Below are 22,671 nucleotides of genomic sequence, written 5' to 3'. Positions count from 1 at the left end.
GTCGCGGCGCCGCTCCGAGATCGCGCGCGCTCGACCCCTCGTCCGCGCCGGGCGGCGGCGGGGTCGCGCCCGCCCGCCGGGTCACGGCCAGTGCAGCACAGCGCCGCGGGCCGACGTCGCGACGGACGAGCGACCCGATCCGTTTCCCGACGGAGCGCTGGTGCGCCGCAAGCGCGCTGGCGCGGCGCGGCATGGCGCTGGCGCGCCGCAGCGGCTCAGTAGCTGTCGCTGGATCCGCCGCCGCCGGAGCGACCGCCGCCGCCGCCGCCGAACCCGGATCCACCGCCGCCGCGACCGCCGCCGCCGCCGCGGAAGAGGAGCGCTTGCAGGACGATCCACAGGAACCAGCGGAAGGAAGGCGAGATGACCGCGAGCAGCAGCGCCGCCACGATCGCGACGAGCGTGACGCCGATCTTGATGGGCGAGACCGGGGTGGGCGCCGGCCCTGGCGCCGGGCGCCGCTCCTGCTCGGGCGTCCCGGCGATGAGCGCCCGGGCGATCTCGGTCGTCCCCTGATCGATGGCGTCGCGGAACCGATCCTGCCGGAGCAGCGGGTTGATCGTCTGCCGGATGATGTCGTTCGACTGGAGATCCGTGAGCGCCCCGCCCACGCCCTTGCCCGTCTCGATGCGGACGCGCCGCTCGGACGGGGCGATCACCAGCAGGACGCCGTTGTCGGCCCCCCGCTGGCCGAGCTGCCACGCGTTGAAGGCCTCGTACGCGACGTCCTCGATCGTCTCGCCCTCGAGCGATCCCGCCACGAAGGCGACGATCTCGAAGCCGGTCTGGCGGCGGAGGCGATCGAGCTTCTGGTCGAGATAGAGGAGGTCGGACGGGCCGAGCCGCCCGGCGGTGTCGACGACGTGCCCCGTGAGCTTCGGCGGCGTGAACTCGGCGAGGGCGGGCCGAGCGACGAGCGCGCAGACCAGCGCGATCGCGGCGGCGACCGCCCTGGCCACGGCCCGCAGCCGCGCTCCGCCCGAGACTGCCTGGCGCATCGCCGCCCCCTCCTCAGAACGCGACCTTGGGCGCCGACTGGACCTCGGGGGAGGCGGTGAAGTACACGCGCGGCTTGAACGGCTGGCCCGTCGCCTTGTTCACCACCTGGCCCCGGATCTTCAGGAGCTCCGCGTTGTACTCGCGCGCCGCCTGGTTGTACTCCTCGCGCGCTCGCAGGATGCGGTTCTCGATGCCCTCCAGCTGGACCTGCAGGCTGTGGAAGCTCTGGTTGGCCTTGAGATCGGGGTACTGCTCCTGCACCACGAGGAGCCGCGAGAGCGAGCCGCTGAGCTGCTCCTGCGCCTTCTGGAAGGCCTGCACCTTCTCGGGGTCGGTCAGGTCCTCGGCCTTCAGCTGGACGCTGGTGGCGCGGGCGCGCGCCTCGGCGACGCTCGCGAGCGTCTGCTCTTCGTGCTTCGCCGACGCCTTCACCACCGCCACGAGGTTCGGGACGAGGTCGTAACGCCGCTGGAGGTTCGCCTCGAGATCCGACCACTTCTGGGCCGCGATCTGATCCTTCTCGACGAGCACGTCGTAGCGCTGGCAGCCGACGACAGACGTCATGAGGGCGAGCACCGCCAAGAAAATGGAAAACACCGCGAGGCGCTTCCGAAATGTCGATTTGTGAACAATCCGCATGACTGACTCCAGGGTCGCTCGCGTTACCCGACGGGTAAGGCGTCGCGCCGTGTCATGCAAAACCTCGGCCCCGTGGCGCTCTCGGGGTGTCCCGCCGGCCGCCCCGGCGGCGTGGTACCCTTCGCTTGCGCGATCGCGCCCGCGGCCTGGGCGCTCGCCGCAGGAGGGCCACACGCGTGGCGCACCGCCACAGCCGCCCGTTCCGATGAGCCACCGCCCGCGCATCGCAGCCCATTCGCTCAGCCCTGCAGCCTATGCGCCGTACGGCGACATCCTCATGGCCTCGCCGCACGGCCAGCCCGGCAGGCCGGCCAACCAGGGGACCGCCCGCCGCTTCGATCACCTCGCCGCGATCGAGAACCTCCGCCCCGGGCAGGCGGCGCTGAACGTCTCGGTCTTCCGCTGCGCTCCGCGCTCGAGCTTCCCGCTGCCGCTCGCGCTCCTCGAGAAGCACCCCGGCTCGACGCAGGCGTTCGTGCCGATGAACGCGCGGCGCTACCTCGTCGTCGTCGCCCTGGGCGGCGACCGGCCCGACCTCACGACGCTCGCCGCCTTCATCGCCCACGGCGCCCAGGGCATCACCTATCGCCCCGGCGTGTGGCACCACCCCATGATCGCGCTCGACGCCGAGGCCGACTTCGTCTGTCTGGTCTGGGAAGACGGCTCCCCCGGCGACTGCGCCGTCGTCGAGTACGCCGAGGGCGAGCGGGTCGCGATCGCGATCGAGCCCTGACCGCCGCTCCGCCCCGCCGCCCGCGCCGGCCCGGCGAGGCGCCACGGCCCGCGCCGGCGCAGGCGGGGCCGCGGCGGAGGCGGTCCCTCCGGGCCGCGATGGGCCGCAGCCTCCGGGGGCGCGCCGCGCTATAGAGGCGCCCCCGACCCAGCCATGCGCCGCTCGACCCCCAATTGCTCGTTCGTCGCGCAGGAGCAGCGAAGGCTGCTCGCCGCGCTCGATTCCCTCGACGTCGCCGCCGTCGCCCGCATCCTCGAGGAGTTCGTCACCGACGAGCGCAGGGCCCGGCTGCGCGGCGTCATCGCGGCGCGGCTCGACGCCGTCACCGTCGCCATGGACGCGCCGCACGACCCGCACAACGGGGCCGCCGTGCTCCGGTCGTGCGACGCGTTCGGCCTGCAGCGGCTGCACATCATCGAGCGCGCCGAGCAGTTCCTCGTGTCGAACACCGTCTCGCGCGGCTCCGAGCGCTGGGTCGACGTGCGCACGCACGCGACCACCGAGGCCGCGGTCGCGGCGCTCCGCGCCTCGGGGCACGAGCTCGTCGCGACCCGCCCGGACGGCGAGCTGACCCCGCGCGATCTCGCGGGCATCCCCCGCCTCGCGCTGGTGCTGGGCAACGAGCGCGACGGGATCCGCCCCGACCTCGCCGCCGCCTGCGCCCGCGCCGTGCGCGTCCCGATGCGGGGCTTCGCGGAGAGCCTCAACGTGAGCGTCACCGCGGCGATCCTGCTCGAGCAGGCGACCAGCGGCCGGCCCGGCGATCTGCCCGAGCCCTACCAGACGAGCCTCTACGCCCGCGCGCTGGTGCTCACCGTCCCCCACGCGGCGGAGATCCTGGCCGCGCGGGGCATGCGCCTGCCGCCGCCGCTCGGAGGAACGCCGCCCCCTCCGCCGCAGCCGCGCGGCCCCAAGCCGCGGAGGCCGGCGGCGGCCCCCGCGCGGGAAGAGCGCGGCGCCGGCGCCCCGCAGGAGCCGGAAGGCGGCTAGCATGCAGCCCCCCATGCGAAGCCCCGGTCCCCCGCGGCGCGAGCGCCGAGCCCGCGGCGCCATCTTGAAAGCGACCCCCGGCCCCGGCGCGCGCCTCGCCGGCGTGCGCGGGGCGCGCGCTGGGGCGAGGCGCGCGCTCGGCGCGGCGCTCGCGGCCCTGCTCCTCGCCGGCTGCATCGAGGTGCCGCCGCCCCCGCCCAGGCCGCCCCTCGAGCCGAAGGACCTCAAGGTCCCCGAGGGCGTCGGGCTCGAGATGGCGTGCACGCCGACGGGGGTCGAGCTCTGCTTCGACGCGCGCGACAACAACTGCAACGGCGTCATCGACGAGGGGTGCGGGCTCCACACCGGGATCCTCCAGTTCACGATCGCCTGGGAAGAGGCCGAGGCCGACGTCGACCTCAACGTCTACGATCCGGCGGGAGAGCTCGCCCGCGTCGGGGAGCCGACGGCGAGCGGCCTCATGAAGGATCGCGACTGCCCGCGCGTGAGCGGCGAGTGCCAGGAGCAGAACGTGGAGAACGTCTTCCTCACCGAGGGCGAGCCGGCCCGGGGCCGCTACCGCGTCGTCGTGCGGCTCGACAAGCTGAACGACGCGACGGCGCCCGTCCGCGTCCGCCTGAGCGCGCGGGTCGGCCAGCGCTCGTACAGCATGGCGCTCGACCTGTCTCCCTCGCCCGCGAGCGAGGAGAAGAGCGTCGAGTTCACGCTCTGAGCCCCGGCGGGCGCGCCTCCGGCCCGAGCGCGATCCGCGAGCGCGCGCACCAGCGACTCCGCCCTTGCAGGAACGGGATCCAGCGACAGCGATCCGCGCGCTTCACCGCCGCCGCGCGGTTGACGTCCGCCATCCCCCCACCTTAAAAGATGTGGCCATTTTGCACCCGGAGACGTCCCGCGAATGAATCCCATTTGGATGCTCACATTGCTCGTCGGCCTCTTCGCCGCCTTCGCGTGGAGCGCCAACCGGCGTTGGCAGCTCCTCAAGGTCGGGCGCGGGGAAAACCGGCTCGACCGGCTCGCCGAGCGCCTCAAAGGCACCTGGGAGTACGCCTTCCGCCAGCGAAAGATGGGTTACTACCCGCTCGCCGGGCTGGCGCATAAGCTCATCTTCTTCGGATTCCTGGTTCTCCTGCTCCGCACGCTGATCCTGTGGGGGCGCGGCTTCGACCCGGCGTTCGACCTGTGGATCCTGGGGCACGACCCGGTGCGGCTGCCGGGCATCGGCGCGGTGCCGCTCGGCGGCATCTACGAGTTCGTGAAGGACGTCATGGCCTCGCTGGTCGTCGCCGGCGCGCTCGTGTTCATCTACTACCGGGCGATCAAGCGCGAGCGGCGCATGACCCTGTCCGGCGAGGGGCTGCTCATCCTCGGCATCATCGTCACGATGATGCTGAGCGACATGCTCTATGACGGCGCCTCGCTGGTGCTGCACCACCGCTGGTCGACCGCGGCGTGCGCCTCCGGCGACGCGGCGCTCTGCGAGCGCGTCGCCACCGTGACCGCCCCGTTCGCGGGCGTCCCCGCGGACCCGGCGGCGCTCCGGTGGCACCTGTTCCCCGCCCCGGCGGGCTCGCTGTTCGCCGTGCTGCTGAGCGGCGCGAGCCCCGGGGCCCTCGTCGTCCTCGCGCACGTCGGGTTCTGGACGCACGTCACGCTGGTGCTCGTGTTCCTGAACCTGCTCCCGTACTCGAAGCACTTCCACATCATCACGTCGATCCCGAACGTCTTCGCGCGCAACCTCGACCCGCGCGGCCGGCTGCCGCTCGTCGCGGGCAGCGCCGAGGCGATCGGCGAGATGGTCATGAAGGCCGCCGAGGAGCCCGAGAAGGCCGAGCCGGTCGGCATCGGGCGCATCGAGGACTTCACCTGGAAGGCGATCCTCGACTTCTACACGTGCACCGAGTGCGGCCGCTGCAGCGACAACTGTCCGGCCCACAAGACGGGCAAGATCCTGAGCCCCAAGCAGCTCACGCTCGACCTGCGCGACCACCTGTACGGCCGCGACGTCGAGTTCCTCAACCGGCCCGGCGGTCCGCGGGGCGAGAGCAACGGCCACGCGGCGCAGGCGAACGGCCACGCCGGCGACGGGGCGGCGGCGCAGGACGGCCAGGGCGCGGAGGCGCAGGAGGGCGCCGGCCACGCGGAGCAGGCGGCGCCGGAGAACCCGGTCCCGACCCCGGAGGCCGGGTACAAGCCGATCGACCTCGTGGCGAACGTCGTCCACCCGGACGTGCTCTGGGCCTGCACCACGTGCCGGGCCTGCGAGGAGCAGTGCCCGGTGATGATCAGCTACGTCGACAAGATCGTCTCGATGCGCCGCCACCTGGTCATGGTGAAGGGCGAGTTCCCGGCCGAGCTCGGCAATCCGTTCAACGCGATCGAGGTCAACGGCAACCCGTGGAACCTCGCGCGCCTCGATCGCGCAAACTGGGCCGAGGGGCTCGAGATCCCGACGATGGCCGACAAGCCGCAGGCGCCGGTGCTCTACTGGGTCGGCTGCGCGGCGAGCTACGACGACCGCGCGAAGAAGATCGCGCGCGCGACCGCGCGGCTCCTGAAGGCGGCCGGCGTCGACTTCGCGATCCTCGGCCAGGAGGAGACCTGCACCGGCGATCCGGCGCGCCGCGCGGGCAACGAGTACCTCTTCGCGATGCTGGCTGAGCAGAACGCCGCGACCCTGAACGGCTACAAGGAGCAGGGCGGCATCCGGAAGATCGTCACGACCTGCCCCCACTGCTTCAACACGCTCGCCAACGAGTACCCGGACTTCGGCGCGAAGTTCGAGGTCGTGCACCACACGGACTTCCTGCTCGGCCTGGTCGCCGAGAAGAAGCTCGTCCCCAAGAAGCCGGTCGAGGGGAAGGTGGTCTTCCACGACTCCTGCTACCTCGGCCGCTACAACGACGTGTACGAGCAGCCGCGCGACATCCTGAAGCGCATCCCCGGCGTGCAGCTCGTCGAGGCCGAGGGGTGGAACCGGCAGAAGGGGCTCTGCTGCGGCGCCGGCGGCGCGCAGATGTGGATGGAGGAGCAGAACAAGGATCGCGTGAACGTCAAGCGGACGCTGCAGCTGCTCCAGACCGAGGCGAAGACGATCGCGACCGCCTGCCCGTTCTGCCAGACGATGATCACCGACGGGCTCAAGGATCAGTCCAAGGAGGACTCGATCCGCCAGCTCGACGTCGTCGAGCTGCTCGAAGAGAGCTGCGCCCTCGACCGCCCGGCCAGCAGCCGCGCCGCCCAGGAGGCCGCCGGCTCCGAGACGGCCGCCAGCGCCTAGCTTCCCCTACATTTCCGTTGTGAACGCACGCGGGACCGCCGCGCCGTGGAGCCCATGGCGTACGATCCCGCGCGTTTACCCACATTTGCGCCCTGGAGCAGGCCTGACGAGGATCAGGCGCAGCCTTCTCGTGCGTCCCGTCTCGGCCTGAGCTAGATTCGGCCGTGCCGCCGGAGGTGGATGTGATTGAAGGCGCTCTGAAGGGGACCGCGAACCTGGACCCCCGCCCTACGCTGGAGGGAGCCGCGAATGCGGAGCACCGGCTGAGGGGGACATTGACTCACCCGATCTGCATCTCGGTCGACGCGGTCGCCGACAGCGCGCTGCGCGCGCGTCAAGCAGCCTCGGGCGTGACCGAGCTCCGCTGCGATGTGTGCGACGCGGCCATCGAGGGCGAGCCCGCCGGGCGCGGCCTCTACGTGTGGTCGCGCGGCGATGAGCTCCGGATCGAGGAGCCCGCCCTGTGCGGCGGCTGCGCCGTCGCCATCGGACTGACCGCGCTGTCCGCCTGGAACGTCGAGGAAGAAGAGGGCTGAGCCCGCCTCCCCCACCGCGCCGAGGGGCGACGCGCGCGGGCCGCGCCGCCGCCCGGCGGCTCGCTCCCCCTCAGCATCCCCTCAGAACGCCTCGCCGATCGCCAGGTTCACGGCGATGGGCAGCACGCCGAACAGCGCGTCCGGCGTCCGCTCGTCCGGGGGCCAGCCATCCTCCCCGGGCGTGCACTCGCCGAACACCTGCATGCACGGGACGCGGTAGCCGACGTCGAAGCGCAGCGGGCCGACCGGCGTGGTGTAGCGCAGCCCAACGCCGGCCGAGAGGTGCGGCCGCTGCGCCCCCGAGCGGAACAGGCTGAGCTCCCGGGTGACGTCGCCCGCGTCGGCGAAGATCACGGTGCCGAAGCTCTCGCCGAGCGGGATCCGGAGCTCCAGGCTCGCCTCCCAGAGCAACCGGCCGCCGATGGGGACCAGCGGGGCCTCATCGCCCTGGGTATCCCCCTGGCCGGTCAGGCTCGGCACGCGGGCGTGGGGGCCGACCTCGTTGAACCCGTAGCCGCGGTTGCTCGTCGCGCCGCCGCTGAAGAACCCGCGGAACTGCATGAGCTGGACGTCGGCCCCCACGTCCGCCCGGCAGCCCGCCCGGGCCGGATCGCCCTCCGCGAGGGTGTCGCACCGGGTCAGATCCGCCGACGACGAGTCGCCGTAGCCGCTCGGGAACAGCCACCCGGTCGTCATGCGAAAGCCGAGGGTCCATTTCCGCGAGACGGGGAGGTAGGCGCGAAACTCGGGCTGGAGGCGGAGGTCGCGCGCGGCGCGGACCTCGTGCCCGACGATGGCGTTCGCCAGCGCGGTGTCGAACCGCAAGTACCCGGCGAGCTGCGCGTCCAGCGCGACGTAGTAGCCATGGTGAGGGGTCAGCCGGTCCGGCTTGCCCGCCCGGTTCAGGCGGCGATCGTAGGACACGAGCGCTTGCAAATAAGGGATGAAGATGGACTGGAACCCCAGCGGCAGCGGCACGTCGTTGTAGGTGAACGGGCTGTTGAGCTGAACGTTGTAGAGGAGGGCCGCGTTCAGGTCCGATTTCAGGAACGGCCGCTCCAGGCCGATGGAACCGACGTACTCGCGGTAGCCGACGATCGCGTGTTCCGGCGGCTCCTGAGGAGGGTTTGCTGCACTTCCTGGCTCCCCCTCTTCTGGTTTCTTTGCCGTATCGGGCTTGGTGCAGAACTCACCGGTCCGCGGGCAATAGAGCTTGAACGAGCCGCGCAGCACCGCGGCCGTGCGCCGCTCGAACGCCCCCGGCTGGCGGAGCTCGGACCGCAGCTGGATCTCCGGCAGGAGGCGGAAGGTGTCCCCGAGGTCCTCGCCGAACAGGGTCGAGAACTCGACCGGATAGAAGACCAGCCCAGGCCGGGCCTCGATGTTGAAGCGGCGCAGGCCGCCGAGGAAGTTGCGATCTTCCCACCCGGCGACGAGGTGCGCCTCGACGCGCGAGCCGACCTCGGCGCCGCCGCCGAGCTTCACGGCGCGCAGCGCGGCCGGCTCCACGGAGAACGTCACGGGGACGACCGGGCTCCTCGGCTGCCCGGCCGGCGCGAGCTCGGGCTTCACGGCGACGGCGCCGAACACGCCGAAATCGGCCAGCGCCTGCTCCGCCTCCGCGAGCGCCGCGGTCGAGAAGCGCTCGCCCTCCTCGATGCCGATCGCCGTCCTGACCGGCCCCTCCGGCAGCTCGCCGAGCCCCTCCAGCTTCACCTTGCCGAACGTGCACTCGGGGCCGAGCTCGATCGTGTAGCGGACCCGCGCCTCGTTCTTCACGAGGTCGACGTCGACATGCCCCTCGACCGTCGCGTAGGCAAAGCCGCGATCGGTGAGCACCCGGAGCAGCGCCTTCTTCAGCTCCTCGTACTGCTCCTCGTCCAGGCGCTCGCCGACCCGGAGCCGGGCCTTCGCGTCGGTCACCGGCCGGACGACGTCCTTGCCCTTCTCCAGGGTCCAGTCCCGCCACTGCAGATCCACCGAGGCGATCTTCACCGGCTGCCCCTCGGAGACGACGATGCGCACCCGCACGCGCCCCTCCTTGCCGGGACCGCCGGTCCGCTGCACCCGCGCCGCGCGCGCCCGCGCGTTGTAGAACCCGCGCGCCCGGTAATACCGCTCGATGCGGGCCATGTCCCGCTCGAGGACGAACCGGTCGAACCGCTCGTACTCGACCGTGAGCGCGTCCCAGATGCTCAGGATCGGCACGGGCTCGAGCGCGCCGCCGAGCAGATGCGAGCTCTCCGCCGTCGCGATCCGATCGGCGAGCTCGTCGCCGCTGATCACCTCGTCGCCGTCGAACGAGACCTCCTCGATGGCGCACCCGCTGAGGTCCGGGCGCGTGCACGCCGGCGGTTGACGCGAGGCGGCACAGGCGGAGACCCCCAGCGCTGCGAGCGCCGTGAGCGCTGCGGCGACGGCTCGCGACGGCCGGACCTGAACACCTGAAAGAGAACTTTCGGTTGAGCCGGCGACGATGCGATCGCCCCGGCGTGCGCGATGGCGAGGATTCAACGTTAGGCCCGTGTTTTCGATATGCTGCCGTCCACTTCGGCCGCCGGAGGCCCGCTCCGAGTCTGAGCGGGCCCTCGGAGCGGCGCGAGCGAGGGAGAGCCTACGAGATGGCAGAGCCGACGCAAAAGGAACCTGGTGCCGGTGGGTACCCGGGATATGGATTGCCGCATGAACCTGGTGCCCCCGGGGTGCCCGCGAGCGCAGGCGCGCCGTTCGGAGCCCCGCCCCCCGAGGAGCGGCGCGGCGCCCTGAAGGCGCTCGTGGCGCTCGGCGGCCTGGCCTACGCCGGCGCGATCGCCGTGCCGGCGGCGACCTTCATCGCCGGTCCTGCCGGCAACGCCGGCGCGTCAAGCGGGCGTGAGCGCTGGGTGCGGGTCGGGCGGCTCGCGGATCTGCCGCCGGGAGAGCCCCGACGCCTCAAGGTGATCGGCGAGGAGCGCGACGCCTTCACGGTCGCGAAGGATCAGATGCTCGGCGCCATCTGGGTCATCCGCGAGGGCGAGAAGCTCCGCGCGATGAGCGCCACGTGCCCGCACCTCGGCTGCGGCATCGAGCTCAACGACGACAAGAAGAGCTTCAACTGCCCGTGCCACGCGTCGCGCTTCGCCCTGTCGGGCGTGCCGGAGACGGGGCCGTCCCCGCGCCCGATGGATGCGCTCGCGACGCGCGTCGTGGACGGCTGGGTCGAGGTGGACTTCCGGCGCTACCGTGACGGGACCGCCGAGCTCCAGGAGATCGCAGGATGAGCTTCGGCGACTGGCTGAACGAGCGCGTCGGCTACCGCGAGCCCCTCCGCCGCCTGCTCGACGAGCCCATCCCCGGCGGCGCACGCATCGGCTACGTCTGGGGCGGCGCGCTCGCGCTGCTGCTGCTCGTCGAGGCCGTCACGGGCGCGCTGCTCATGTCGGCGTACGCGCCGAGCGCGACCACGGCGTGGGCGAGCGTCGCGCACATCAATTTCACCCTGCGCGCCGGGTGGCTCATCCGGGGCCTCCACTACTTCGGAGCGCAGGCGCTCGTCATCCTGATCGGGATCCACGTGGCGCAGCTCGCGATCCACGGCGCGTACCGCGCGCCGCGCGAGGTCGGCTGGTTCCTCAAGCTCGGCCTGCTGCTGATGGTCCTCGGCTTCGCCTTCACCGGCAACCCGCTCCCGTGGGACCAGGACGGCTACTGGGGCACGCGCGTCGAGACGGGCATCATGGGCGCGGTCCCCGTCGTCGGGCCGCTCACGCAAGAGCTCGTGGTCGGCGGCAGCTCGCTCGGCCACCTGACGCTGACGCGGCTCTACGCGCTGCACGTGTTCGTGCTGCCGGCGGCCACGGCCCTGCTGCTCGCCGGGAGCTTCGCGCAATTCCGCAAGCACGGCTTCGGCGCGCCGCACGGCGCGAACCTCTCGAAGTCCGACCGGTTCTTCCCGAAGCAGCTCGGCATGATCCTCCTCGCCGGCGCGGTCGCGCTCGTCGTGCTCTTCGACCTCGCGGCCATCGAGCACGGCGCGCCCCTCGAGGCGCCCGCGGACCCGGTCAGCGACTACACCGCCCGTCCGGCGTGGTACTTCCGCCCGCTCTTCGAGCTGCGCAAGTTCTTCCCCGGCTCGCTGGAGCTCATCGCGACCGTCGGCTTGCCGGGCGTGATCGGGCTGTACCTCGCCCTGCTCCCGTTCATCGACCGGAAGCCCGGCCCGCTCCGCGCGCGCCTGCCGGCGCTCGCGCCGCTGTTCCTGGTCGGCCTCGGGGCCGCCGGCCTCCTGGCGAAATCGTTCGCGTCCGACGCGAAGGACGAGGGCTACCAGCGCTCGCAGGCGCAGAACGCCCAGCGCACCGCGCGCGCGATCGCGCTGTTCAAGCAGGGCGTCCCGCCCGAGGGCGCGCTCGCGATGCTGCGCAACGATCCGGAGACGCGCGGCGAGGACCTCTACAAGAAGGAGTGCGCGAGCTGCCACCGGCTGAACGATCTCGGCCCGCCCAAGGACAAGCAGACGGCGCCGGACCTCACCGGGTTCGGGACGAAGGCCTGGGCGCTCGAGGTGCTGAGGGATCCCGACGCCGACCACCTCTTCGGCAAGACGCCGTTCAAGGAGATGATGCCGTCGGTGGTCAAGCCGCCCGCGGATCCCGAGGCGGCGAAGGTGTTCACGCCGATGAGCGCGGCCGACCAGGAGACGATCGCCGCGTTCCTCGAGGCGCAGGCGCGCGGGGAGCCGAGCGCCGGGACCCAGGGAGAGAAGCTGGTCCGGCAGCGGTGCACGAGCTGCCACCGGCTCGACGGCAAGACCGACGACGAGGAGTCGGCCGCGCCCGAACTCCGCGGCTGGGCCTCGGTCGCGTGGATCGAGGCGCAGATCGCGAACCCCGGCAGCGGCAAGGCCTACCCGCCGGCGGCCATGGCGAAGGATCTCGAGGGCCACATGCCGGCGTTCGAGGAGAAGATCTCCGCGAACGACCGGAAGATCCTCGCCGCCTGGGTGTACCGCCGCGGCCGCGGCGAGGCCGCGGCCGGCGCCCAGGCGCCCGAGAAGAAGCCCTGAGCGCGCCGCGCTCGGGCCCCCGCCGTCCCAGACCTCCCTCCGCTCGCTCCTCCTCTCGATGAACGCCGGCGCGCGCTGATCCGTTCGGGTCGCGGCGCGCTGGCCGGCGCTCGCGCGCGCCCCGGCGCGCACGCCGGCATGCGCGGTGCTGTGCGTCCCCGAGGGCGGGGGCCGGTGGCGACATCGTGCACGGTCGCCTCCCACGCCGGCGTGCGCGCGGCGCTCGCATCGACGGCGGCGGCGCGCGCGCGCCCAGAAAGAGCAGGATCCGTGGACCTGGATGCGGCCGTGAAGCATCACTTCCCGTGGATCGCGGGCACGCTGATCGCGTCCGCCGCCTATTTCCAGGCAGCGGGGGTCTCGCACCTGCTCGGGAGGACGATCATCCCGGACAGAGCCGCGGCGGTCGCGTCCCTGCCGCGCGCCTCCGGCCGCACGCAGCGGAACGACCTGCACGCGACGAACGCCGACGCGATCCTGCAGCGCAACCCGTTCGACGCGGCGACGGGGCCGCTCCTGCCGGCGCCGGGCGGAGCCCCCGAGGCGCGCGCGGCAGCGGCCGGCGGCGATCCGTGGCGCGATCCGATCTGCGACGCCGGGCGCGTGGTGCTCATCGCGGCCTCGCAGGACGACGCGTGGTCGTTCGCGGCCATCGAGGGCCCCGACGGACGGACGCAGCTCCGGCGGCTCGGCGGCGACGCGCCGGGGGGCACGCTCGCGCGCATCGCCTGGGACCGCGTCTGGATCGCCGCGGGCGGCGCGCGCTGCCAGCTGATGCTCGGGAAGAGCGCGCGCGCGGCCGCGCCGGAGCCGCCGCCGCCGCCGCGGCCCCAGGCGAGGCCGGTCGGCGGCGAGGGCGGCATGAGCTCGATCCCGCCGGAGATCGCCGCCCGCATCCGGCGGGTGAGCGCCACGGAGTTCAACGTCGACCGGTCGGCGGTCGACCAGATCCTCGAGCAGCAGGCGCTCCTCATGCGCTCCGCTCGGGTGATCCCGGAGCGGCAAGGGGGCCGCGTCGTCGGGCTGAAGCTCAGGATCAAGCGGGGCTCGCTGCTCGAGTCGCTCGGGCTGGAGAGCGGCGACTCGCTGCGGTCGATCAACGGCTTCGACGTCACCGATCCGCAGAAGGCGCTGGAGGCCTACGCGCGGCTCCGGACCGCGAACCACCTGTCCGTGGCGATCGAGCGCGGCGGCCAGCTGATGACCGTCGACTTCAACATCCGCTGAAGGCGTCGGCGCCTCGGAGCCCCGCGCGGCTCAGCCGAGGGCGTCGAGCGTCGCCTTGGCCGCCCGGCCCGTCAGCGACGGCGGCGCGACCGACTCCCACCACGCCGTCGCGTGCTGCTCGGTCCACTCGGCGTCCAGGCGGAGCGCGGCGAGCCGCTCGGACAGCTCGCGCGCGGACTGCGGCCGCTTCGCCGGGTCCTTCTCCAGGCAGTCGAGCACGAGGCGATCGAGCGCCGGCGGGATCGGGCGCCCCGCGCGCTTCGACGGCGCGACGGGCGCCTCGGTGGCGTGGAGCAGCACCATCTTCATCGCGGTCTCGGCCTCGAACACGAGCGCGCCCGTGAGCAGCCAGTAGGCGACGCACCCGAGCGCGTAGATGTCCGTCCGGCCGTCGATGGGGCGGTCGCCGACCACCACCTCCGGCGCCATGAACGCGGGCGTCCCGGTGATCGCGTTGTCCGCCGTCAGCGTGGAGGGGGCCGCGTCCTTCTTGCGCACGGCGACCAGCCCGAAATCGAGCACCTTCAAGAAATCGAGATCCGCGCCGTAGCGGCACAGGAACAGGTTGGCCGGCTTGATGTCGCGGTGCACCAGGAAGGCCCTGTGCGCCTCGTGCAGCGAGTGGCAGGCCTGCCGCAGCAGGTGGACCACCCGCGCGGGCGGCTGCGGGCCGTCCAGCTTCACGAGCGTGTCGAGGTCCATGCCGTCGAGCAGCTCCATCACGTAGTAGAACGACCCGTCGCGGGCGACGCCGAAGTCGAAGATTCCGATCGTGTGCGGCGACCTCAGCGCCGCGGTCGCCTGCGCCTCGCGCTCGAACCGCGCCTTCGCGTTGCCGCCGCTCGCCGCCTCGCCCTGGAACGCCTCCGGGCGGATCAGCTTCACGGCCGCGGGGCGCGCGAGCATGCGGTGCCTCGCCCGCCACACCTCGCCCATGCCGCCGCCGCCGAGCCGCTCGACGAGGCGGTAGCTGCCGAGCTCCCGCGCCGCGTCGAGCTTGCGCCCGAGGCCGAAGACCACGCGCGACACGAACACGGAGAGCGCGAGCGCGATGACGCTCGGGAAGAAGCGGCGGAACATCGCCTCGCGCGCGGGCATCTCCATGAAGCCCCACCGGACGAGCACCCAGAGGCACGCCGGGTCGGTGAGGATCGCCAGCGTCGAGGTGAGCAGGGTGCGAACGCTCGGGGCGGGGATGATGATGGGGAACACCAGCACCCAGACGGCCACCGGCGGCCAGCCCGGCAGCATCGGCCCCTCGGGCCACGGCTGCGCGTTGGTGATGACGGAGATCGAGGCGGCGCCCAGGACCTTGTAGGCGAACGAGAGGTCGACGATCCGCGGCGGCGAGAGCAGCCGCCGCCGCGCGACGATGAAGAGCGCGGCCGAGACGAGCACGAACGGCAGGAAGACCGCGAAGCGGATCGGGCGGGGGCCGAGCGCGACGCCCGGGAAGAGCTCCGACACGATGAAGCCGGCGGCGCCCGCGACGATCGTGAAGAGCGCCACCCACGCGATGCGCCGCACCGCCTCCTCCTCGAGGTCCGGGGGGAGCCGCGGCGACAGCCACTCCCAGCGCGTCCTCGCGCAGGGGTTGCTGGCGTCGGGGCCGAGGAAGACGGTCTCGCTCATGCGTCGCGCGCGGCGCACGGCCGCGCCCGCCAGCCTCTAGGGGAGCACGCAGGCGGGGGGAATAGAAGAGGAGCGCGGCGCCCCCCGCCGCGCGCTCCGGCGGCGTTACTTGGAGAAGACCTGCGCGGCCGCGAGCCCGGTGCCCTTCGTCGCCTTGAGGATCACCTTGCCCGGGCCGCCGACCGGCAGCGGGTTCTTCCAGCAGCCGGAGGCCTTGCCGCCGAGCGTCGCCGCGGCGCCGGTCGTGCTGTCCTGCGCGAGGACGACGGGCGGCAGCCCGGGCGCCGGCTGCGACACGAGCTGGATGTCGAGCTCCTGGACGCCGATGCCGATGCCGACGACCGTGTAGCACTTGCCGGCCGAGATGGTGATGTCCTGCTCGAGCGTCTGGCCCTCCTGGAACTGCCCCGCGAACGGCCCGCCGTCCGCCTTCATGCCCGGCGCCTCCGTCGTGCCCATCCCCTGCAGGACGGGCGTCGCGGCCACCGCGGCGACCGGCGGGATCGGCGTGGCGGCCGTGCCCGCGGGCGCGACCGTGGCCGTCGTCGTGGGCACCGTGGTCGCGGTCGTCGGCACGGCCGACGCGCACCACTGGCCCGGCGGGCACGGGTTGCTCGGGTCGATCGTCGGCTCAGGCGTCGACGAGCACGCGAGCGCTCCGAGCGCGGCCAGGGAGAGCGGGAGTACGTGGAAGACACGCATCATGAGAATGCTCCTTCGATGGGCATGAGCTCGCCCGATCACTGAACGAGGTGCCGGGGCTTCTTACACCGGCTGCGGTTCGACGTGTGGGCCGAGCGCGCGACGCAGCGGCCTCGACAGCGCGGGGGCGACGAACGGCAACGAACGCCAACGGACGGCGCCCGCCGCCGCCGCGCCGCTTTGCGCCCAGCGCGCGGCGTGCTATCCGAGGTTGGCCTGCGCGGTCTTGCAATTCCAAGTAGTTAAACTATACACGTGATTCGCGTCACCTGCGTGGGACGGCAGTGCGCGCCCAGTGGTGGACCTCCCCAGCGTGCCTTGCCTCCTGGCCTCCTCCGGCCCAGGCGGCGTGCTCACGCCGCGGGGGGCCGTCCCGCTGTGTCCTGAGCGCCCGGCGTCGTCGCGCGGATAACGCGCATCCGTCGGAGCAGCCATGAGCCAGGATCAAAAGCCCCCTCCCGCCGAAGGCAGCGCCCTCTGGTACAAGGACGCGATCATTTACGAGCTCCATGTCCGCGCGTTCAGCGACTCGAACGCCGACGGCATCGGTGACTTCGAGGGGCTCGTCGACAAGCTCGACTACCTCCAGGATCTCGGCGTCACTGCGATCTGGCTCCTGCCGTTTTACCCGTCGCCGCTGCGCGACGGCGGATACGACATCGCGGACTACGCGAACATCAACCCGTCTTACGGGACGCGGCGCGAGTTCGCCCGCCTCCTGCGCGAGGCGCACCGCCGCGACATCCGCGTCATCACCGAGCTCGTCCTGAACCACACCTCGAACGAGCATGAGTGGTTCCAGCGGGCGCGGACCTCGCCCAAGGGCTCGCGCTGGCGCGACTTCTACGTCTGGAGCGACACGCCCCACCGCTACAAGGACGCCCGGATCATCTTCAAGGACTTCGAGACGTCGAACTGGGCGTGGGATCCGGTGGCCAACGCCTATTACTGGCACCGCTTCTACTCCCACCAGCCCGACCTCAACTTCGAGAACCCGGAGGTGCACGCCGCCGTGTTCAAGGTGGTCGACTTCTGGCTCGAGATGGGCGTCGACGGGCTGCGGCTCGACGCCGTGCCGTACCTCTACGAGCGCGACGGCACGAACTGCGAGAACCTGCCGGAGACGCACGAGTTCTTGCGGAAGCTCCGGCGGCACATCGACGCGAACTTCTCCGATCGCATGCTCCTCGCCGAGGCCAACCAGTGGCCCGCCGACGCCGCGGCGTACTTCGGCAACGGCGACGAGTGCCACATGAACTTCCACTTCCCGCTCATGCCCAGGATGTTCATGGCGGTGGAGCTCGAGGACAGCTTCCCGATCGTCAACATCCTGAAGCAGACGCCCGTGGTCCACGAGACCTGCCAGTGGGCGACGTTCCTCCGGAACCACGACGAGCTCACGCTCGAGATGGTGACCGACGAGGACCGGGACTACATGTACCGCGTCTACGCGCAGGAGCACACCGCGCGGATCAACCTGGGCATCCGGCGGCGGCTCGCCCCGCTGATGAAGACGCGGCGCCGGATCGAGCTGATGAACGCGCTGCTCTTCTCGCTGCCGGGGACGCCCGTCCTCTATTACGGCGACGAGATCGGGATGGGCGACAACATCTATCTCGGCGACCGCGACGGCGTGCGCACGCCGATGCAGTGGAGCGCCGACCGGAACGCCGGCTTCTCCCGGGCGAACCCGCAGAAGCTCTACCTGCCGATCATCATCGACCCCGAGTACCACTACGAGGCGATCAACGTCGAGGCGCAGCAGCAGAACCCCGCCTCGCTCCTCTGGTGGATGAAGCGGCTCATCACCCTGCGCAAGCAGAACAAGGTGCTTGGCCGCGGCACGATCGAGTTCCTGCACCCGGACAACAGCAAGGTGCTCGCGTTCATCCGCGCGTACGGGGACGAGCGGCTGCTCATCGTGGCGAACCTGTCGCGGTACGCGCAGCACGTCGAGCTCGACCTCGCGCGCTTCGAGGGCATGGTGCCCGTCGAGCTGTTCGGCAGGAGCCGCTTCCCGGAGATCACGAGCCGCTGCTACCCGCTGTCGCTCGGGCCGCACGACTTCTTCTGGTTCGCGCTGGAGCCGGCGACGCCGACGGCGTCCGCGGGCGAGGCCCAGGCGGTGCCCGCGATCTCGACGAAGGGCTCGTGGCGGGCGCTCCTCTCGCCCGAGGGGCGCAGGGCGCTCGAGCCGGCGCTCGGGAAGTTCATCGCGGCGCGGCGCTGGTTCCGCGGCAAGGCGCGCACGCGGCGCGCGACGACGCTCGCGGACGTCATCCCGATCCTGCGCAGCGAGCAGACGGTGGCGGAGCACTACCTCCTGCTCGTGCGCATCGAGTACACGGACGGCTCGCCGGAGACGTACGTCGTGCCGATCGGCTTCGCCACGGGCGATTACGCGCGGACGCTCGCCACGCGGACGCGCCACGCGGTGATCGCCGACGTCACGGTGCGCGATCCGGAGCCGGAGGCCGCGGCGGCGCCGGAGGGCGTCCTGTACGACGCGCTGACGACCCCGGAGTTCGCCGCGCTCGTCCTCGCCGCGATCCGCGCGCAGGGCGTCGCGACCGGCGCCGCGGGCGAGCTCCAGGCGCTGCCGTTCGGCGCGACGCTCGAGGCGCTCGGCGTGGAGGGAGAGCTCCCGGCGCGCGTCGCCGAGAGCGAGCAGAGCAACACCACCATCATTTACGGCGACAAGCTGCTCCTCAAGATCTTCCGGCAGGTCGAGGAGGGCATCAACCCGGAGCTCGAGATCGGCAGGTTCCTGACCGACCATCAGTTCCCCGCGACGCCGCGGCTCGCCGGGGCGATCGAGTACAAGGGCCGCGGTCGCGAGCCGACCACGGTGGCGATGCTCCAGGAGTACGTGCAGAGCCAGAGCGACGCGTGGACGAGCACGCTCGAGTCGCTGAACCGCTTCTTCGAGCGGGTGCTCGCCGACGAGGGGTCGGTGAAGGGGAGCGTGCCGCCGATGCCGACCGGCACGCTCGTCGACGCGTCGCGCGCGGCGCCGCCTCCGGTCGTGAACCAGCTCATGGGCACCGAGCTCGTGAGGATGCGGCTGCTCGGCGAGCGCACCGCGCAGCTCCACCTCACGCTCGGCAGGGAGAGCAAGGACCCTGCGTTCGGGCAGCAGCCGTTCACGACGCTGCACCAGCAGTCGATCTTCCAGTCGGCGCACGGCATGCTCTCGCGCACCTTCACGCTGCTCCGGAAGCGCGAGCGCTCGCTCCCCGAGAACGTGCGCGAGCAGGTGTCGGCGATGCTGCAGCGCGAGGCCGAGATCAACGCCAAGCTCCAGCAGATCGTGTCGAGGAAGTTCGACGTCGCCCGCATCCGGACGCACGGCGACTTCCACCTCGGCCAGGTGCTCTCGACGGGCGACGACTTCATCTTGATCGATTTCGAGGGGGAGCCGGCGAGGCCGCTGAGCGAGCGCCGCTACAAGCGCGGCCCGCTCCGGGACGTGGGCGGGATGCTGCGCTCGTTCGACTACGCCGGCGCGTCGGCGCTCCGGGACGCTCGTCTCCGGCCCGAGGACGTCGCCGTCCTCAAGCCGTGGACCGACGCCTGGGTGGCGTGGGTCTCCGCGAGCTACCTCGCGGGATACCTGGAGACGATCGCGCGCGCTCAGGCGAGCGCCGAGCCGCGGGCGGACGAGACGGCGCCGTACGTGCCCGCGAGCGACGCGGATACGGTGCTCTTGCTCGACTTCTACCAGCTCGAGAAGTGCATCTACGAGGTCGGCTACGAGCTCAACAACCGGCCCGACTGGCTGGACATCCCGCTGCGCGGGCTGGAGCGCCTAATTACGCCCGGGACGTAATCAGACGCCGGCGCGCCTCCCTCCCCTTCCCTTCCCCCTCCAGCCGGTCAGGCCGCATCGGGCGCCGCCCAGCCGGGCGCGGATGGTGGCCCAATTTGCCCCGGAGTGATTCACATGAAGGCGGGAAGGCAGGAAGATCATTGATCTTTTCTTCCCGCCTTCCCGTCTTCATGTTCAAATCCGGCCCCCCTCCGGGCGCGCCCGATGCACGGCGCTCGCAGAGACCCGGCTCGCGCGCGGTCTGCAGCTCGTTGCCCGCGCGGGCCGCGCCCACCGCGACCGCGATGGCCTGTCCGGCGGCGCGCGTCGGCTCTCCCGAGGAGAAGGTGCTTTGGCGTGGGACGACTGGCTTGCTCGGCAGGCGAAGAGTCGAGTCGGACGGCGGGCATCTCTGCTAGGCTGGCGGCCTGCGCGGCTGACGGACAGCACCAGGAGCGCGGTTGGCCTGAACCTCGGGCCAGGAGGTCCTACCAGTGAGCAGGATTTCGCAACTCGGTTTGGGACTACGCATTGCCGCCACGCTTCTGATTTTCTCATTCAATGTGCGCGCCGAGCCCGCAAATTCCGCCAGCGATGCGGTGACCCGCTTGCGCGCGCAGGCGAACGCCGCCCAGGCGGAGGGGCGTTTCGCCGAGTCCCGGGAGATCTGGGAGGCGATCTGGACGATGGAGCGCTCCCAGGTCGCCGCCTGCAATATCGGGGCGCTCGCCTACCGGATCGGCGACGCGCCCGCGGCCGTGCGCTGGCTGTCGCTCTGCAAGGAGATCATGCGGCCGCCGCGCACGCCGGAGGAGCGCGAGCTGTACGAGTCGCGGCTCTTCGACCTGGCGCGCGCGCGCCAGCTCGTCGGCGAGCTCCGCATCGCCATCCCCGCCGGGGCGACCTGCACCATCGACGGCGAGCAGGTCACGATCGAGCGCGACAAGCCGATCCCCGTCACCCCGGGGCGCCACGCCGTGGTGGCGACGCTGAACGGCGCCGCCGTCCGGGTCGACGTCGATGTCCGCCGCGGGGAGCTCCGCGACGTCCGGCTCGATGTGCCGGCTCCGGCGCTCAGGCCCACGGCGACGCGGGCCCCTGCGCTCGCGAGCGCGCCGCCCGCCTCCAGGCTGCGGACCGGCCTCATCCTCGGGGGCGCCGCGGCCTCGACGCTCTTCCTGGCGCTCGGCGGCGGGCTGATGATCGTGGCGCACGAGGCGGAGATGAGCCGGAACGAGACCGCGCGCAGCGCCGGCGGCAACAACTGCCTTCGCCTCATCGCGCCGGAGTGCAAGCGTGCCGCCAGGTACGAGGACACCATGTTCACGGCGCGCGAGTTCGGCGCCGCCAGCTTCATCACCGGCGGCGTGCTGGCGGCCGGCACGCTCGGGATTGCGCTCTTCACCGAGTCGTCGCCGAGCCCGCGCGCCGAGGTCACCGCGTCGGCCAGCGGCATCTCGCTCCGCGGCGTGTGGTGAGCCACCCCCTCCGCTGAGCCCGCCGGCGCGCTGGACGACGCGGGCGATGCCGTTATCCTCGAGCGCTGGTGGGGCGATGATCCGGCTGGAGCTCGCAGGCGCGCATACGCGGGTGCACGCGACGCTGTGCGGCGCCTGCCCGCAGGGGCCGACCGGCTGCTGCGCCAGCCCGCCGGGGGTCGAGTGGTCGGACATCGGGCGGATCGTGTCGCTCGGCGGCGCAGGCTGGCTGCTCGATCAGATGACCGCGGGCAAGCTGCGCCCCGGCCGCCGCGGCCTGCTCATCCTGCGCGTCGAGCCCCAGGGCGGCGACGGCCACGCGCTGCCGAAGCGGTGCGCGTTCCACGGCCCCGAGGGGTGCACCATCCCGCCCGACCGGCGGGCCGCGACATGCAATTACTACGTCTGCGACGACGCCTTCGCGCACGGGGGCGAGGGTCGCGGCGACCCTGAAGCGCGGGCCGGGCGCAGGGCCCAGGACGCGCTCGTGGACCTCTACGGCCGCTGGGATCTAGAGCTCGCCGCGCTCGTCCTTAAGGGCTGGCCAGACGGCCCTACGTGGAATCAGGATTTTCTCGACTGGCTCGGCCGAGAATACGATCGCCTCGCTGCCACCGCAGCGTCCGCAACTCGAGCGCTCCGGGCCCGATAGCCCATCACGCGGTCGAAGCGCTGCAGCCGGCGAGCATGGCCACATCTTTCTATTATCAGCGCAATTTCTTGGCCAAAGGCGATCATTGCATGATTTTTGTGGCGTAGCTGCTTGGACGTTCGCCATGTTGGGACATACTCGTGCCCTCGATGGCTTGGCCGAATCCGGGGGCAATGGTGTGCCCGCTCGGGTCGCGCCGAGGAAAGGAGACTTATGTCACGGTGGTTGAAGCTCTCGTTGCTTGCCTTTGGTGCCAGCGCTCTCTTGGCCGCGTGTGGAGACGACGGAGAATCGCCCGCTGGGTCCACCAGCACGTCGAGCGGCGCGAGCACGTCGGCCACGACCGGCTCGGGCGGCGACGGCGGGAACGGCGGCGGCGACGGCGGGAACGGCGGCGGCGACGGCGGGAACGGCGGTGACGGCGGGAGCGGCGGCGACGGCGGGAGCGGCGGCGACGGCGGGAGCGGCGGTGGGTCCCTGCAGGCCGAGGCGGAGCTCGTGGAGCTCAACTCGAGCGGCCTGAGCGGGACGGCGACGTTCGCGCAGTCCGGAGAGGATGTGACGCTCACCATCACGGTGTCCGGCTGCCCCGCCGGCGAGCACTCCGCGCACATCCACGAGAACAAGAGCTGCGAGGACAACGGTAACGCCGCGGGCGCCCACTGGATTCCGAACGGCGAAGGACTCGGCAGCTTCACGTGCGATGACGCTGGCAAGGGCACGCACACGGTCAAGCGCGGCACCGACGTCTGGACCGTCGGCGGCGACCCGGCCACCGACGTGACGAAGTACTCGATCGTCGTCCACGCCGCGGCAGATCCGAACGCCGGCGGCCGCATCGGCTGCGGCCTCATCGAGCTGGAGTAACCCCTCCGCGGAGCTCTTCTGTGGAGCTCTTCTGTCCGGGCCCGTCGAGGGGCGCGCCGCTTCCCGGCAGGCGCGCCCTCTCCGGGC

Annotated in this window: 17 protein-coding genes; 12 read left to right on the top strand and 5 right to left on the bottom strand. The window is 72.0% G+C overall.

The genetic code is table 11. The annotated features are described in order from the left end of the window. Window positions 1-215 precede the first annotated feature (215 nt). Window positions 216-998, bottom strand: coding sequence for a TPM domain-containing protein (locus WMF26_RS02965; protein WP_437953876.1), 783 nt, complete (start codon window positions 996-998; stop codon window positions 216-218). A 13-nt stretch (window positions 999-1,011) separates the two neighbouring features. Further along, window positions 1,012-1,563, bottom strand: a complete 552-nt coding sequence (locus WMF26_RS02960) for a LemA family protein (RefSeq protein ID WP_237244973.1) — start codon at window positions 1,561-1,563, stop codon at window positions 1,012-1,014. 280 nt (window positions 1,564-1,843) lie between these two features. On the opposite strand from WMF26_RS02960, the gene WMF26_RS02955 reads away from it, so the two are divergent. The 5 genes from WMF26_RS02955 to WMF26_RS02935 all read left to right on the top strand — a co-directional run bounded on the left by WMF26_RS02955 (window position 1,844) and on the right by WMF26_RS02935 (window position 7,174). After that, window positions 1,844-2,371: an ureidoglycolate lyase gene (locus WMF26_RS02955; RefSeq protein WP_063823896.1), complete on the top strand. Its 528-nt coding sequence runs from the start codon at window positions 1,844-1,846 to the stop codon at window positions 2,369-2,371. 153 nt (window positions 2,372-2,524) lie between these two features. Continuing rightward, entirely contained in the window at window positions 2,525-3,361 is an 837-nt protein-coding gene (locus tag WMF26_RS02950; RefSeq protein WP_437999073.1) for a TrmH family RNA methyltransferase, read from the top strand. A 64-nt stretch (window positions 3,362-3,425) separates the two neighbouring features. Then, window positions 3,426-4,073 (top strand): hypothetical protein, encoded by a 648-nt coding sequence (locus WMF26_RS02945; protein ID WP_437999072.1) that lies wholly within the window; start codon window positions 3,426-3,428, stop codon window positions 4,071-4,073. 198 nt (window positions 4,074-4,271) lie between these two features. Then, on the top strand, window positions 4,272-6,638 hold the full coding sequence (locus WMF26_RS02940) for a (Fe-S)-binding protein (protein ID WP_437999071.1): 2,367 nt from the start codon (window positions 4,272-4,274) through the stop codon (window positions 6,636-6,638). Window positions 6,639-6,913: 275 nt separating this feature from the next. After that, window positions 6,914-7,174 (top strand): hypothetical protein, encoded by a 261-nt coding sequence (locus WMF26_RS02935; protein ID WP_437999070.1) that lies wholly within the window; start codon window positions 6,914-6,916, stop codon window positions 7,172-7,174. Window positions 7,175-7,255: 81 nt separating this feature from the next. Here WMF26_RS02935 and WMF26_RS02930 read toward each other — a convergent pair whose 3' ends face one another. After that, the gene (locus WMF26_RS02930) at window positions 7,256-9,562 is read right to left on the bottom strand and encodes an autotransporter assembly complex protein TamA (protein WP_438002371.1); all 2,307 of its coding nucleotides are present in this window, start codon (window positions 9,560-9,562) and stop codon (window positions 7,256-7,258) included. 314 nt (window positions 9,563-9,876) lie between these two features. On the opposite strand from WMF26_RS02930, the gene WMF26_RS02925 reads away from it, so the two are divergent. The 3 genes from WMF26_RS02925 (at window position 9,877) to gspC (ending at window position 13,445) form a co-directional block, all read left to right on the top strand. Next, window positions 9,877-10,434, top strand: coding sequence for a ubiquinol-cytochrome c reductase iron-sulfur subunit (locus WMF26_RS02925; protein WP_437999069.1), 558 nt, complete (start codon window positions 9,877-9,879; stop codon window positions 10,432-10,434). Next, a complete protein-coding gene (locus tag WMF26_RS02920) occupies window positions 10,431-12,218 on the top strand; it encodes a cytochrome b N-terminal domain-containing protein (RefSeq protein WP_061628105.1) in 1,788 nt (595 codons plus the stop codon). Before WMF26_RS02925 ends, WMF26_RS02920 begins: the two co-directional genes overlap by 4 nt. A gap of 270 nt (window positions 12,219-12,488) precedes the next feature. Then, complete coding sequence (gene gspC / locus WMF26_RS02915) at window positions 12,489-13,445, top strand: type II secretion system protein GspC (RefSeq protein ID WP_437999068.1); 957 nt, start codon at window positions 12,489-12,491, stop codon at window positions 13,443-13,445. 30 nt (window positions 13,446-13,475) lie between these two features. On the opposite strand, the gene WMF26_RS02910 is transcribed toward gspC, so the two are convergent. Both WMF26_RS02910 and WMF26_RS02905 read right to left on the bottom strand, forming a co-directional pair. After that, window positions 13,476-15,077, bottom strand: coding sequence for a protein kinase domain-containing protein (locus WMF26_RS02910; RefSeq protein ID WP_437999067.1), 1,602 nt, complete (start codon window positions 15,075-15,077; stop codon window positions 13,476-13,478). A 105-nt stretch (window positions 15,078-15,182) separates the two neighbouring features. After that, window positions 15,183-15,782 (bottom strand): hypothetical protein, encoded by a 600-nt coding sequence (locus tag WMF26_RS02905; RefSeq protein ID WP_437999066.1) that lies wholly within the window; start codon window positions 15,780-15,782, stop codon window positions 15,183-15,185. A gap of 430 nt (window positions 15,783-16,212) precedes the next feature. Between WMF26_RS02905 and treS the strand changes: the two genes are divergently transcribed. From treS to WMF26_RS02885, 4 genes are all read left to right on the top strand, one after another. Further along, the gene (gene treS, locus WMF26_RS02900; protein ID WP_437999065.1) at window positions 16,213-19,608 is read left to right on the top strand and encodes a maltose alpha-D-glucosyltransferase; all 3,396 of its coding nucleotides are present in this window, start codon (window positions 16,213-16,215) and stop codon (window positions 19,606-19,608) included. Between the two features lie 578 nt (window positions 19,609-20,186). Beyond that, the gene (locus WMF26_RS02895) at window positions 20,187-21,065 is read left to right on the top strand and encodes a hypothetical protein (protein ID WP_437999064.1); all 879 of its coding nucleotides are present in this window, start codon (window positions 20,187-20,189) and stop codon (window positions 21,063-21,065) included. A gap of 46 nt (window positions 21,066-21,111) precedes the next feature. Then, window positions 21,112-21,717: a hypothetical protein gene (locus tag WMF26_RS02890; protein WP_437999063.1), complete on the top strand. Its 606-nt coding sequence runs from the start codon at window positions 21,112-21,114 to the stop codon at window positions 21,715-21,717. Window positions 21,718-21,930: 213 nt separating this feature from the next. Beyond that, window positions 21,931-22,584 (top strand): superoxide dismutase family protein, encoded by a 654-nt coding sequence (locus tag WMF26_RS02885; RefSeq protein ID WP_437999062.1) that lies wholly within the window; start codon window positions 21,931-21,933, stop codon window positions 22,582-22,584. Window positions 22,585-22,671 lie beyond the last annotated feature (87 nt).

Source organism: Sorangium sp. So ce185, assembly GCF_051526825.1.
GTDB lineage: Bacteria > Myxococcota_A > Polyangia > Polyangiales > Polyangiaceae > Sorangium > Sorangium cellulosum_D.
Note: the sequence above shows the minus strand (reverse complement) of the source record. Positions and strands in the feature narration are given on the sequence as shown.